Annotated in this window: 9 protein-coding genes and 2 tRNA genes; 9 read left to right on the top strand and 2 right to left on the bottom strand. The window is 46.6% G+C overall.

Annotation, left to right across the window (positions count from 1 at the left end; all coding sequences use genetic code 11):
* Positions 1-2 precede the first annotated feature (2 nt).
* The 9 genes from G469_RS0101995 (at position 3) to G469_RS0102040 (ending at position 8,803) form a co-directional block, all read left to right on the top strand.
* Complete coding sequence (locus tag G469_RS0101995; protein ID WP_028263618.1) at positions 3-1,277, top strand: aminopeptidase; 1,275 nt, start codon at positions 3-5, stop codon at positions 1,275-1,277.
* Positions 1,278-1,307: 30 nt separating this feature from the next.
* Positions 1,308-1,383: transfer RNA gene (locus G469_RS0102000), tRNA-Lys, on the top strand.
* Between the two features lie 808 nt (positions 1,384-2,191).
* Complete coding sequence (gene purB, locus G469_RS0102010; RefSeq protein ID WP_028263620.1) at positions 2,192-3,541, top strand: adenylosuccinate lyase; 1,350 nt, start codon at positions 2,192-2,194, stop codon at positions 3,539-3,541.
* Position 3,542: 1 nt separating this feature from the next.
* Positions 3,543-4,757 (top strand): twin-arginine translocation signal domain-containing protein, encoded by a 1,215-nt coding sequence (locus G469_RS0102015; protein WP_028263621.1) that lies wholly within the window; start codon positions 3,543-3,545, stop codon positions 4,755-4,757.
* Positions 4,758-4,842: 85 nt separating this feature from the next.
* Positions 4,843-5,568 (top strand): response regulator transcription factor, encoded by a 726-nt coding sequence (locus tag G469_RS0102020; protein WP_028263622.1) that lies wholly within the window; start codon positions 4,843-4,845, stop codon positions 5,566-5,568.
* 3 nt (positions 5,569-5,571) lie between these two features.
* Positions 5,572-7,092, top strand: coding sequence for a sensor histidine kinase (locus tag G469_RS0102025; protein ID WP_028263623.1), 1,521 nt, complete (start codon positions 5,572-5,574; stop codon positions 7,090-7,092).
* A 53-nt stretch (positions 7,093-7,145) separates the two neighbouring features.
* Positions 7,146-8,042: a phosphoribosylaminoimidazolesuccinocarboxamide synthase gene (locus tag G469_RS0102030; RefSeq protein ID WP_028263624.1), complete on the top strand. Its 897-nt coding sequence runs from the start codon at positions 7,146-7,148 to the stop codon at positions 8,040-8,042.
* The gene (locus tag G469_RS0102035) at positions 8,029-8,670 is read left to right on the top strand and encodes a hypothetical protein (protein ID WP_028263625.1); all 642 of its coding nucleotides are present in this window, start codon (positions 8,029-8,031) and stop codon (positions 8,668-8,670) included. The genes G469_RS0102030 and G469_RS0102035 overlap by 14 nt, the downstream gene beginning before the upstream one ends.
* 57 nt (positions 8,671-8,727) lie before the next feature.
* Positions 8,728-8,803, top strand: a tRNA-Arg gene (locus G469_RS0102040).
* 64 nt (positions 8,804-8,867) lie between these two features.
* On the opposite strand, the gene pknB is transcribed toward G469_RS0102040, so the two are convergent.
* On the bottom strand, positions 8,868-10,700 hold the full coding sequence (pknB, locus tag G469_RS0102045; protein WP_028263626.1) for a Stk1 family PASTA domain-containing Ser/Thr kinase: 1,833 nt from the start codon (positions 10,698-10,700) through the stop codon (positions 8,868-8,870).
* 79 nt (positions 10,701-10,779) lie between these two features.
* Positions 10,780-13,623, bottom strand: a complete 2,844-nt coding sequence (locus G469_RS0102050; protein ID WP_028263627.1) for an FtsW/RodA/SpoVE family cell cycle protein — start codon at positions 13,621-13,623, stop codon at positions 10,780-10,782.

Below are 13,623 nucleotides of genomic sequence, written 5' to 3' on the forward strand. Positions count from 1 at the left end.
CTATGGCTATGACAAAACAAGCATGTGCAAGCCGCATGGCTGAATTACATGAGGCAATTGTTGCATACGCAAAGCTGCTGGTAGAAGATGGTGCTGCAATTCAGCATGGTCAAGAGCTTGTGATTCAGTGTCCCGTAGAAGCTTATGAGTTTGGTCGTTTGGTTGTAGAGCAGGCATATGCTGCAGGTGCTGGTCATGTAACTATGATTTGGGGAGATGAGCCTACCGCCCGCTTGGAGTATCTCAACTGTCCCGTTTCTTATTTTGAGACAGTGCCTTCTTGGAAGCGCGAGCAGCTTAATTCACTTGCCGAGAAGGGCGCATCTTTTTTGTTTATTGATGGTGCAGATCCTATGGCTCTTGCCGGCATTGATCCAGCAAAACCAGCCGCAGCATCTTTAGCTCGCAACTCTCAGTGTAAATCTTTCCGCGATGGTATGGATTTTGGTCGTAATGTTTGGTGTATTGGCGGTGTTCCTGTAAAAGCTTGGGCCACTACTGTATTTCCTGGTGTTTCTGAAGACGAGGCTATGGTTAAGATGTGGGAGGTTATTTTATCGGTATCTCGCTCTTATGAAGGAGATCCTCATAAGAATTGGGAAGAGCACAACGCTAACTTTAACAAGAATCTTGAATTGCTCAACAAGTACAAGTTTGATCAGTTGCGTTACAGTTCTTCCAATGGCACCAACTTTACTCTTGGCCTTACCAAGAAGCATATCTGGGAAGGTGGCGCAGCTATTACCACTTCTGGAATACATTTCTTCCCTAACATTCCTACTGAGGAAGTCTTTACCACACCCGATCGCATGCGTACCAATGGCAAGGTTTTCTCGGCATTGCCATTGGTGCGGAATGGCGTAACCATTCGCGATTTTTGGTTTGAGTTTAAAGAAGGTCGTGTTGTAGATTTTGGTGCTGCAGAAGGAGCAGATGTTCTGAAGAGTATTTTGGATACCGATGACGGTGCCAAATACCTGGGCGAGTGCGCTTTGATTTCTAAATTTACTCCTATTCGCCAGAGCGGCGTACTTTTTTACAACACCCTTTATGACGAAAATGCTTCTTGTCACCTTGCTATTGGCACTGGATTTCCCGAGTGTTATGAAGGTGGTCTAGAAATGACTTCTGAAGAGTTATTAGAGGTAGGCGTCAATAAATCTCATACTCACGTTGACTTTATGATTGGTTCTGATGACTTAACTATTACAGGCATTACCGCCAAAGGTGAGGAAGTTCCTGTATTTATTAATGGAACCTGGGCATGGAACGGCTAAGCGTGTTAAAATAGGCGAGCACAATGTATTGGGCCGTTAGCTCAGTTGGTAGAGCAGGGGACTTTTAATCCCAAGGTCGTGGGTTCGACCCCCACACGGCCCACCACTTTTTGATGAGAAACCCCAGGAATCTATGGTTCCTGGGGTTTATTTCATGACAGTTCCAGATAAAACCACGCACACCATCGGAAACTGGTACTATGCGCGTAAAGAAAATAAGTACCAAGAGAGCCGTGAGTATCGATGCAACTCTGGCGCCTGTGTGGATAACTTTGCCTTTCATTTTAGTATTTCGACATCCCAATGATTAGATATGAATATACATAAATGTCTCTATGGGCGGCTGGTAACCATAAAAAGGAAAAAGAGAAGAAAACCAGCAATGTGAAGCATCAAGGTGCCCTTTTGTTCGGGTAAGTATTTTCTCCAAAGATAAATATCAAGGAGACAGTCACAACTAAGAATTGAATACGTAATAATATTTCCTATAAATGAGGGCGTGAGAAAGAGATACAGCGTGGAAGTAAATAGAGCAATACACGTTCCTATAGCATAGATGGTCTTTACGTGGCCCGTGAAAGCGCCCTCATGCGTGCGGTGCTCCATACCATCACCTCATTTTATCTTTATTACAATCAAAGAGCATTCATATCTTTACTGCTACTGATGTATCAATAAGAACAAAACTAATCCTATAACCGACAGTAAATAAAAAGTATTCCCTTGTCAAAAAAATGTAATGTAGTTCGGTTATAAGGTAATTTGTTATGGCTGAATGGTAAGGTAATCTTAAAATTGATATTCGTATACACCATGAATTCGATGTAGTCCTGCAATGAGGTTTTAAGGCATTCTCAGCTCGGGGTAAAATCAAAATGCATTCTACCTTGCAGTTCGCCTTGAAAGGACAACGCATGATTGATCGCTATACTCGCCCTCAAATGGGATATGTTTTTACGCTCGAAAATAAATATGCTATTTGGCAAGAAATCGAGGTGCTGGCTTGTGAGGCTCATGCACAACTGGGCGAGTCTGGTATCACGTGCGAAGAAGCGGCATGGATTCGTAATCATGCAAAATTTAATAAGGACGAGGTAGACGATATTGAAGCAGTAACCAATCACGACGTTATTGCGTTTCTTACCAATATGGGCTCCTACATTGATGCGGAAGTTCCCGAAGAGCATCCAAAACCAAGTCGTTGGATTCATTATGGTATGACCAGTTCAGATTTGGGTGATACTGCTTTGTGCTATCAATTGGTACAAGCAACCGACATTCTCATTAAGGATTGTCGTAAGTTAGGCGCTATTTGCAAACGCCGCGCATTTGAGGAACGCGAAACGTTATGTGTGGGCCGCACGCATGGCATTCACGCCGAACCTATGACGTTTGGTATGAAGTTTGGCTCGTGGGCGTGGGAGTTGTATCGCGATCTTAACCGCCTGATTGATGCTCGTAAAAATGTTGCTTTTGGTGCAATTTCTGGTGCGGTAGGAACATATTCAAGCATTGATCCTCGTGTAGAGGAGTATGTGTGTGAGCATCTGGGTCTTTCGTATGATCCTTTGTCTACGCAGGTTATCTCGCGTGATCATCATGCCTATTTAGCTGGTGTTTTAGCAACGGTAGCTGCTACCTGTGAGCGCATTGCAACAGAAATTCGCAACCTTCAAAAAACAGATACACTTGAAGCGGAGGAACCTTTCCGTAAAGGGCAAAAAGGATCTTCCGCCATGCCTCATAAACGTAATCCCATTACGGTCGAGAAGGTCTGTGGACTTTCTCGCATTGTAAAATCAAATGCTCAGGTAGCTTTTGACAACGTAGCGTTGTGGCACGAGCGCGACATTTCTCATAGTTCTGCGGAGCGCGTGGCTCAAGCAGATAGCTTTATTGCGTTGGATCATATGTTTAGCTGCCTTATCCGCATTGTTGATGGATTGGTACTGTATCCTGCTCAGATGATGGCTAATCTCAACAAAACGCGTGGTTTGATTTTCTCGTCTAAGGTTTTGTTGCATCTGGTAGATACGGGTATTACGCGTGAAGATGCTTACAAAATTGTCCAGGAAAATGCGATGTCTACGTGGCGTGAGATTCAGCAATGTGAGCTTGGCACTACATTTCGCGAGAAACTCGAGGCAGATGAACGTTGTAGCCTTAGCCGTGAGGAATTAGATAGCATTTTTGATCCTAAGTCCTTCCTCACCCGGGTGGATGTGGTGTTTGATCGCCTTGAGCATCTAAGCTTTGAGGATTAGCATGACCAAAAAGTATTCCGGAGTTTCTCGTCGTAGTTTCTTGAAGGGAACGGCTGCTACGGGAGTGGTGGCTGTTACCCTTAATGCGTTGGCTGGCTGTAAAAATCCAGCAAATAATAAAAACAAGACACCTACCGTGTTGGATGATAATGCGGCAACCAGCATCTTGGACGAGTATAAACAGGTTGACTTGCCATATGAGCAGATGGGTATGTGGTCTTTACCACTAGGAACCGTACTCCATACAGGTGAGGGAAGCTATCTTCCTGTGCTGGCAACCGGCGACACAGCGATGCATCCTATTAAGGGGTCGGTTTTCTCGACAGCTTCTGGAATGATGAGCGATGTAGTTTCTAAATGCATCACAAGTGAGGGTTCTGGTTGGGTTGTATATGATGTGGCCTGCTCGGACAGTGCGTACGCTTGGGTTGAACTCAATCTCATTACGCGTGCCTGGGTGCTATATGCATCAAAGTTTGAGGGTGGGGTGCTTTCTGGCAACGCATCTAAGTTGTGGGAAGCGGACGACTCCTATGATCCACCCCAAATGGCGGTGTCTGGTTCAAAAGTATTTTGGCAGGTTATGCCCTCTGCAAATGGTAAGCACCGTACAGAAAACTCTAATGGCTACTTGTGGAAGTTGGATGATTCGCAGGCAACGGCTGTGGTGGAAAGTCCAGGTCGTTTTGGTATGGCTCCTTCTGTTTCCGGTTCTACCATTACATTAGCTCCGCGTGTAAGCTCCAAGCAGGGCACGCTTTATGGTGTAACCACGTATGATTTGAACAACGACCTATCTTCCCAGGTGGATCAACTTGTTTTGCCTGTGGGAGTAAAGCCGTTTTATGCCACTCGCATTGGTGACAAATTTGTTATTTCTATTGAGGCAAACTATAACTCTGGTGGCTTGCTGGGTAAGATGGGCACCTATATTGGGAATAGCTCCGATGGGTTTATTGCTCTCATGCGTGAGCCGGCTGCTGTAGTATGTGGTACGGAAGCAGGTGTATACATCATAAAGAGCAAATCTTCATATTTCGTAGTAGATATCACAGCAAAAACGTATGCGATTCTAGGTGCGAATGATCGTGCGCTTGACTACGGAGAATATCCCGCTCGCGATGGTGTCACTAAGGAATTTGTGACCTATTCTACGGTAAAAGATAAGGGTACAGGCTATCCATCTGCCGTTTTGGTTAGGTCTTTTGCGCTGTAGTAGGTGAAAAACTATTAAACCTGCGTTAGAATGTAACTCTATAGTGGACTTTATGTACCTAAACGAAATATAAGAGGAGACCAACATGTCTTCGGATGTAAAAAAGATTTTGCTTGTAGAAGATGAGAAGCCAATTCGTGACGCTGTTGCAGCTTACCTTGAGCGTGAGGGCTACTGGGTTCGTGGTGTAGGCGATGGACAGTCCGCCATGGAAGAGTTCGAGAAGCATAGTTTTGATCTTATTATCCTGGATCTTATGCTTCCTAAGCTGTCGGGTGAGCGCGTGTGCCACGCCATTCGTGATACTTCGGATGTGCCCATTATTATGCTTACAGCAAAGGGTGAGGTAGAGGACCGTATTGTTGGTCTTGAGCTTGGTGCAGATGACTATCTGATTAAGCCTTTCTCTCCTCGTGAGCTGGTAGCTCGCGTTCGTGCGTTGCTACGTCGTGCGCATGCGGAAGCAGAGCCTCAGGTAGAGGTACTAGATTTCGGCAGCTTGGTAATTGATATTTCTGGTCACAAGGTAACCGTAGAGGCTGTCGAGATTGATTTGACTGCTTCTGAGTTTAAGCTGCTCACCACCTTAGCGCGTTATCCAGGACGTGTATACACCCGTATGGAGCTTGTCGAGAAGGTCTTGGGATACGACTTTGAGGGTTATGAGCGCACGATTGACTCTCACGTAAAGAACCTTCGCGCCAAGCTGGGCGATGATCCTCGTTCTCCTCGCTGGCTATACACTGTTCACGGTGTAGGTTACCGTTTTGAAGGTGGCAACAAGGAAGCCGAAACCACAGACGAGAAGTAGTGCATGGCTAATTTTGTAATAGGTAAAAGGACTCGCCAACAAAATATGGGCGAGTCCTTTTCTGACTCTAACAAGGCTGCTTGGAAAACAACCCGCCACGGCCAAAATACACGTGATACCTTTGGTACGCGTTTGACCTTGGGCTTCTCGGCAACTGCAATCATGAGCGTTTTGGTGCTGCTCGTTGTGTTGGGCATTGTGTGGGAAGCACAGTTTCAACGCTATGCGCGTGCCAATATGGAGCGCGTTGCTGCTTCTACTGCTCACGTATTGGCGCAAGAGTATGAAGCTGCGGGCGGTATTTGGACACATGATGTTTTATCATCGGTAGGAACTACCGTTGGTTATTCTACTGACGTGGGTGTGCAGGTTCTTAACAAGGACGGCCTGATTATCTATTTGAGTGACAAGGTTGGTCGCAAAGGTTCTGCTGTACCCGCACTTAATTCAAAAGATGGCAACAGTATAGTTTCGGCCGATATTATTACCTCCGATAAGGTCATGGTGGGCGAGGTTCGCATTTGGGTTAATGGCTCGGATACCTTCCTTACCAAAAATGACGCAGACTTCCGGACGCACTCATATATGGCAATTGGCCTGGCTGCCATCATTGCGGTGCTTATCGCGAGCGTTATTGGCTACATTATTTCTCGTGGCTTTGCAGAGCCTATTCGCAGGATTACTTCTACCGCGCGCTTGATTCGGAATGGGGAGCTTTCTGCACGCAGTGGTCTTACTGGTAAAGATGAGATTGGTCAACTGGGAGAGACCTTTGATGATATGGCTACCTCCCTCGAGAAAGACCTGCAGTTGGAGCGCCGTCTTACCAACGACGTTGCTCATGAGCTGCGCACTCCTCTTATGGCTATGCTGGCAACGGTAGAGGCTATGCAGGATGGTGTTTTACCTCGTGATGATGAGCGTCTTGAAACCCTAGCATCTGAAACTCGACGTCTTTCTCGTCTAGTTAGTGCCATGCTTACTCTATCGCGTATGGAAAATGGTACCGCAAAGATGAATCCCACTAAAACCGAGTTGGTTGGTTTGGTACGCGGTATTGTTTCGAGTCAGGAGCAGCTTTTTGCCGATAAGGAATTGCGACTGCGCTTTGTAACAGACGCACCTAAGGAAGAAGTGTATGCCGAGATTGACCGAGACATGATAAATCAAGCGGTTATTAACTTTATGTCCAATGCTATGCGCTATACACCCGAGGGTGGATGGGTTGTGGTGGAAGTTGGTCAAGATCGCAACGATGTATGGATTGCTGTTTCTGATACTGGTATTGGCATTGCAAAAGAAGATTTATCTCGTGTCTTTAGTCGTTTTTGGCGTTCTGATGCAAGTCGTGAGCGTGTCTCGGGCGGGCTTGGTGTTGGCATGGCAGTTACTAAGGAAATTGCAGATAGGCACCATGGTTATATCTCGGTGGAGTCAGAACTGGGTAAGGGTACTACATTTACGTTACATCTTCCGCGAGAGTATCGTCCTTCTGAACTTTCGTCCGCTACAATAGACGAGTAGGCTCGACCGGGCTTATCAATAATCAATGCGTATAGCGCGTAAGGAGATGGCAAATGTCAACTATGGACATGCGTCCCGACTCTCACGGTAAGGTTCGCGACATTTATGATTGTGGCGATACTTTGCTTATGGTGGCAAGTGACCGTATTAGTGCTTTTGACTTTATTCTTCCCGATGAGATTCCCTTTAAAGGAGAAATTCTTACGCGTATATCTGCTTTTTGGTTTAACAAGTTTGCCAAGCTTATTCCCAACCATTTAGTAACAATGGATACTACAGAGTTTCCAGCAGAATACGGTCAATATGCGGAATACCTTAATGGTCGTGCCATGCTGGTGCGCAAGGCAACAACCATTCCTGTTGAGTGTATTGTACGAGGGTATCTTACTGGCTCTGGTAAGAAAACCTATGATGAGGATGGTACCGTTTGCGGTATTAAGTTGCCAGATGGTTTAACTGAAGCATCTCAGTTGCCCGAGCCTCTTTTTACGCCTTCAACCAAGGCAGAGCTGGGTGATCATGATGAGAATATCTCGTTTGAGCGCTGCTGCGAAATCATTGGTGAGGACTTGGCAGCACAAATCCGCGATGCTTCTTTGGCAATTTATAAGGCTGCAGCGGAGTATGCGGCAACTCGTGGCATTATAATTGCAGATACTAAGTTTGAGTTTGGCATCATTGATGGTAAGCTCACACTTATTGATGAAGCTCTTACTCCGGATTCCAGTCGTTTCTGGCCTGCGGATGGCTATGAACCTGGTAAGGTTCAGCCCAGCTATGACAAGCAGTATGTTCGCGACTGGCTTAAGGCAAACTGGGATATGACTGGCAATGCTCCCCATCTGCCAGCCGAGGTGCTTGAGGGTACATCAACCCGTTATCAGGAAGCTTACGAAATTATTACGGGTCAAAAGTTTGTTCCCATGAAGGAGTCACATGTCTTGGCGTGATACATTGCAAGGTGCTCGTGAAGAGTTCGAGAAATCCCGTGCTGCTTCTGTAAAGACCGAGAAGCCAGCTGAGGCTGAAGAGCAAAGCTCTGGTGGCGTTATGAAGCGTTCTGTTGCACGTGCAAAACCTGCACGTGAAGCTGCTTCTGGCGTACGCGTTGTTGCCGCAGGCAATGGTAAGGCCTATAAGAAATCAAGCTCAACAGCCAATCTGAGCAAGGAGCAGCGTAAAGAGATACGTCGCCAGGAAAATGATGCTCGCGATCGTATGGTGGCTGCTGCCAACATTGTGCTTAATAAGAATGAAGAATATCGCAGCAAGCGCAAGTTGTGGTGGGCACTAATTATTGTTGGTTTAGTAAGCACTGCAATCTCTTTTGCATTAATGTATCTGTCACCAAAGGGAGCATCTGCAGATTTTAGTACTCTTTGGGGCAAAGGCTCTTTAGCAACCCTTGTCATTGCCTATGCTGGCATTATTACTGCGTTTGTCTATGACCATATTCGTATTCGCCCTCTGCGTGATTTAGCAGATTCCCGCGTTCGTGGGATGAGTACTAAGAAGATTGATTCCATCATTAAGGAAGATATCGCAGAACAGGAAGCAAAGGGTCGTAAGAAAAAGTAGTCCTCATCTCAGGTGTTCATGATGTAGAATGTGCATGCACCTTATGCGTTGCATTATGCCCTCGTAGCTCAGGGGATAGAGCACAGGTTTCCTAAACCTGGTGTCGGCGGTTCGAATCCGTCCGGGGGCACCAATTACAATAAAAAGGCCGGGTTTTGTGCCCGGCCTTTTGCATAACAAAAGATACTAATTACTCGTTAATTGCCATCGGGATTTGGACTGCTAGAGTCAGATCCTGGCTTTTTAGTATCCGGAGGAGTAGTAGTGTCTGAATTTGAGGTATTGGGTTTGTTGTTGGTGTTAGCGGGGGGTTTGGGACCATTAGAGACCTTAAGATCAATGGCAGTGCCCTTAGGAACGCTTCCTGTTGGAGAGGCAGAAATTATACAACCAGAAGGAACAGAACTGCTATAGTCGTAGCTTACATCTCCAACAGTCAGACCAAGTGTTGCAAGAGAACTCTTAGCATTTTCTAAAGTAGCACCTTGTAATGCGGGAACAGGAACTTCATCTGCACCAAGAGAGATTTGGTATGTTACCGTATCGCCTTCTTTTGCAGTGGAACCAGCAGCAGGTGTTTGTGCAGCAATATGTCCATTTTGAATGTCGTTAGAATGGACAGATTCTCCTGCTTGAGCTTTGAGGCCAACTGCACTTAGAGCAGCTTCTGCTTCTGCGGGTGTCATGTTTGACAAATCTGGGACAGTAACCTTAGATGCTGGTTCTGCGCCTTTAGAAATTACTAAGTTAATTTTAGTGCCCTGAGGAGCAGTTTTACTTGAGTTGGGGTCTTGGTCAATAACCTTGCCTTGCTCAACGCTATTTGAGTATTCTTCCTTGATGCTACCAACTTCAAAAAACTTAGTGTTGGTGATTTGTTGTACTGCCTGCTCCTGAGTCAGATTAAGGAGGTTGGGTACCTTTTGCATTTGAGAGGCTTGGTTGCCAAATAATTGCCAGGCGGCAAAGATAGCAATGGCAGCAGCAACAATAACGCCCATGGTAATAAGCATAATGTTGCGTTGTTTTTTAGCACGTTTAGCTGCCTGGTCGGTTGCAGATTCTATGGCAGAAGAGGAGTTGCGACCAGAGCCATTGGCACTGGGGCGGTTGGCAGCAGGAATGAGGGGAGTAGCCATGTGCATGGTTTGTGTTGTATCACCAGTGTTGCCCGAAACGCCCATAACAGAGGTTGCATCTGCAACAGCAGACATACGGCCAGCTAGATAATCACGCAGTACGCGGGAGAGTTCGTCTGCAGATTGGAAGCGAGCTGCAGGATCTTTTTGCATGCATTTAAGAATAATGCTTTCAAGCTGCTGATCTACACGAGGGTTAATCTGGCTTGGTGCTACAGGTTGCTCGTTAACCTGCTTGAGCGCAACGGAAATGGCGTCATCGCCCTCAAAAGGTACACGACCAGTAGCTGCTTCGTACATTACAATGCCCAGTGAGTAAATATCAGAGGTAGGACCAAGAATCTTACCTTGTGTCTGCTCAGGGGAGACGTAATGTGCAGTACCCAGCACGTTATTATCGGTAGTAAGGTGGCTATTCTTAGCGCGTGCAATACCAAAGTCCATGACCTTAATATTGCCATCAGGCTGAACCATGATGTTTTGTGGCTTAATATCACGGTGAATAATGTCGTGACGGTGGGCTACCGATAAAGCCTGCGAGATCTGTGAGCCAATCTGAGCCACCTTACGACAATCCAGAGCGCCATGCTTGCGAATACCACTCTTGAGGTCAGTACCATGTAGGTACTCCATGATGATGTAGTAGGTATCGCCATCTTTGCCCCAGTCATAAACCCCAACAATATAGGGGGACTGTAAGGCTGCTGCAGCCTGTGCCTCCTGCTTAAAACGTGCAGCAAAGGAGTGATCTGCTGCATACTGGGGAAGCATAGTCTTGATTGCTACAGTTCTACCAAGTACGTTATCGAGGCCGCGATATACAATCGCCATGCCGCCCGTACCAATTTTGTCTTGGACCGTGTAACGGCCACCAAGAACAGTTGATGGCATTTTCTCTCCCGTCCCGCTTAAGTGCGTTTAAAGTATCATTCCAAAATCCATGTGCGGGGATATACCCCTAGTGTAACGGTTATGCACCCTCCGATTGAGCCTGAAGGGCATGCGTCAAAACTTTTCCTGCAAGTTGCGCCGCAAGACCTTCGATGTCTTCATTGCTGGCACCCTCGACACAAATGGAGATTGCGATGGTGGGCTTGTCGTATGGTGCAAATCCAATAAACAAAGAGTTCATCTTGTTATTGCCTACTTGTGCGGTGCCGGTCTTACCAGCAACCTTTACACCTGATACCTGAGCAGCAGTACCAGTACCGCTAGTTACAACTTCCAACATAGCTTGCTTAAGAGATTGGGCAGTCCCAGAAGAAATAGCCTGGCCCAAGGACTTCGTGCTGGTGCTGGTAACAGTAGCTCCTTCTGGCGATAAAATCTTGGAGACTACGTAGGGGTTCTCGACAATACCGTCATGTGCAATAGCTGCTGCAATAACAGCATTTTGCATAACCGTAGACTGAGGACCAGCAGGACTGTTATGCTCGCCAACTGGTTGTCCACAGGCTGCCCAGGCCGTTTCCCATTGTGTCATTTCACCTGGAACAGGCATAACGGACGAGACAGACGAGAAGTCCTGTCCCAAGTTGGTTTCAAAGCCAAAGCTTTGTGCATAAGAAACAAGGCGATCGGGACCAATTTTGGTTCCCAGCTGTCCAAATGCTGTGTTGGAAGAAACTGTAAGCGCCTTTTGCAAATCAATGGTGCCATAGTCTACATCATGGTCATTTGTAACCTGAGCATTGCCAATATCCATAGAAGCGGGAGCCTCGATAGTGGTATCCAGCGTAGCATAGCCCGAGTCCAAAGCAGCTGCAAGTGAGACTACCTTAAAGGTAGAACCTGGAGCATAACGTACTTGGGTTGCACGGTTAAGTAATGCGCCCGAGCCATTGTCGTTGGCAATAAGTTCACCAATCTGCTCGTAGGTAAAGGTAGGGGAGCTAGCACTTGCTAAAACAGCGCCGGTATTGGGATCAAGGATAACAATGGAGCCAATGCGTCCAGACAAGGCGTCTTCTGCCGCTTGCTGGATACGAGAGTCTATGGTGAGTACGGCAGTATTGCCAGGTACGCGCGCGCCAGACAAAGAATTAAGAGCGCTCAGCCAATCGGAATAATCTGCATGACCCGTAAGAGTTTCGTTGAGAGAAGCCTCTACGCCTGTGGCACCATAGCGTGTGGATAAATAGCCCACGGTATGAGCTGCCATGGTCCCTGCAGGGTAGCTGCGCTGATAGGTGCCATCATCTTGTTTGACGCTTTCCGCAAGAGTTTTACCGTCTGATGTAAGAATGGCACCACGTTGGACATAGGCGCTTTTAGCAATAGTATGGTTGTTGCCAGGCTTATTTTGGTAATTGGATGCCTGAATAACCTGCACGTATGTAAGATTTGCAATAAGTAACGCAAAGAGTAGCGTAAAGGCACGAATAAGTAGGGTAAGGCGGTTACCCAAAGCAACTCGGCCCAATATGCCAGATTCGGGCGTTTGTAAACCAAACGTGCCACGCACATGGCTACCATGAGCTACGGAAGCAAATCGCTTACCAGCTTGTTTAATGGTGCCACTGCCTTGGAGCTCTTCATTGCGACCAGTGGCTTCATCACCAGCGCGCAAAATAAGGGCAATAATAATAAAGCTCGATAATAAAGAGCTGCCGCCCTGGCTAATAAAGGGCAGAGTCACTCCCGTTAGTGGCATAAGACGAGTGACGCCTGCAACAATTAAAAATGCCTGGAATGATAAAGAAGTAATAAGGCCAACCGTAGTAAAGGCTGCCATATCTGATTTTGCACGTGCAGCGGTTGCACAGGCGCGGACTGCAAAAAGAATATAGAGCAAAAGAATTGCTGAGCCACCTAAAAGACCCATTTCCTCACCAATTGCTGAGAAAATAAAATCGGATTCTACAACAGGGATAAGGCCAGGCATGCCACGACCAACACCCGCACCAATCATGCCGCCGTCTGCCAGTGAATATAAAGACTGTACGATTTGCAGGCCCTTGCCAGAAGGATCTTGCCAGGGGTCAAGCCAAATATCTACACGTATTCGTACGTGCGAGAAAAGATGATAACAAGCAAAGGCACCAATGGATAGCAAGAGTATGGATACCAGAACATATGACATGCGTCCTGTTGTGACATAGAGCATGACTACAAAAATAGTGAAAAAGAGCAGTGCACTACCAAGGTCGCGCTCAAAGACAACAACCAAAAGACTAATGCCCCACATAATAAATACGGGTGCAAGCATGCGCAGGCGTGGGATGGCCAAAGGACCAATCTGCCTGGTAGAGGCACTTAGTAGTTCGCGGTTCTCGGCAAAATAGCTTGCTAAGAATACAACTATAAGAACCTTGGCAATTTCGCCTGGTTGGAATGAAAAAGGTCCAAGAGAAAGCCACAGCTTAGAGCCGCCTTTCTCGGTACCAATAATCATAGGGAGCAGCAACAGAACAATGCCTACAAGGCCAATGGTGAATTTATATTTGCTCAAGCCTTCAAGACTGGGGACTGCTATGAGCACGGCAATCATAGCCACGATGGAGACAAATAGCCAGATAAGCTGATTGGTAGCTAGATTGGGCGCTAGACGTGTAACAAAGGTGATACCAGTACCCGATAATAAAAAGACAATGGGTAATAGTGCAGGGTCTGCTTCGGGTGCATATATACGAATGGCTACATGTGCAATAGTAAACGCCACAAATAGAGCAAGAGGTACCGCAAGTGTTGAAAGACTGAGCGATAGACTTGCGTTAAGGATATAGAGGGCATAAAGCAAAATTACAGGAACGGCGGCAAGAGCAAGCAATAAGAGCTCGGTTGTACGCCGTGAAGTTCCAGAAGTTGTTGGCAT

It is taken from the genome of Atopobium fossor DSM 15642, assembly GCF_000483125.1.
GTDB lineage: Bacteria > Actinomycetota > Coriobacteriia > Coriobacteriales > Atopobiaceae > Atopobium > Atopobium fossor.

Coding starts and splice junctions, on each gene's coding strand:
- G469_RS0102025 (WP_028263623.1), top strand. CDS start 5,572: ATGGCTAATTTTGTAATAGGTAAAAGGACTCGCCAACAAAATATGGGC.
- G469_RS0102030 (WP_028263624.1), top strand. CDS start 7,146: ATGTCAACTATGGACATGCGTCCCGACTCTCACGGTAAGGTTCGCGAC.
- G469_RS0102020 (WP_028263622.1), top strand. CDS start 4,843: ATGTCTTCGGATGTAAAAAAGATTTTGCTTGTAGAAGATGAGAAGCCA.
- purB (WP_028263620.1), top strand. CDS start 2,192: ATGATTGATCGCTATACTCGCCCTCAAATGGGATATGTTTTTACGCTC.
- G469_RS0102035 (WP_028263625.1), top strand. CDS start 8,029: ATGTCTTGGCGTGATACATTGCAAGGTGCTCGTGAAGAGTTCGAGAAA.
- G469_RS0102015 (WP_028263621.1), top strand. CDS start 3,543: ATGACCAAAAAGTATTCCGGAGTTTCTCGTCGTAGTTTCTTGAAGGGA.
- G469_RS0102050 (WP_028263627.1), bottom strand. CDS start 13,623: ATGCCAACAACTTCTGGAACTTCACGGCGTACAACCGAGCTCTTATTG.
- G469_RS0101995 (WP_028263618.1), top strand. CDS start 3: ATGGCTATGACAAAACAAGCATGTGCAAGCCGCATGGCTGAATTACAT.
- pknB (WP_028263626.1), bottom strand. CDS start 10,700: ATGCCATCAACTGTTCTTGGTGGCCGTTACACGGTCCAAGACAAAATT.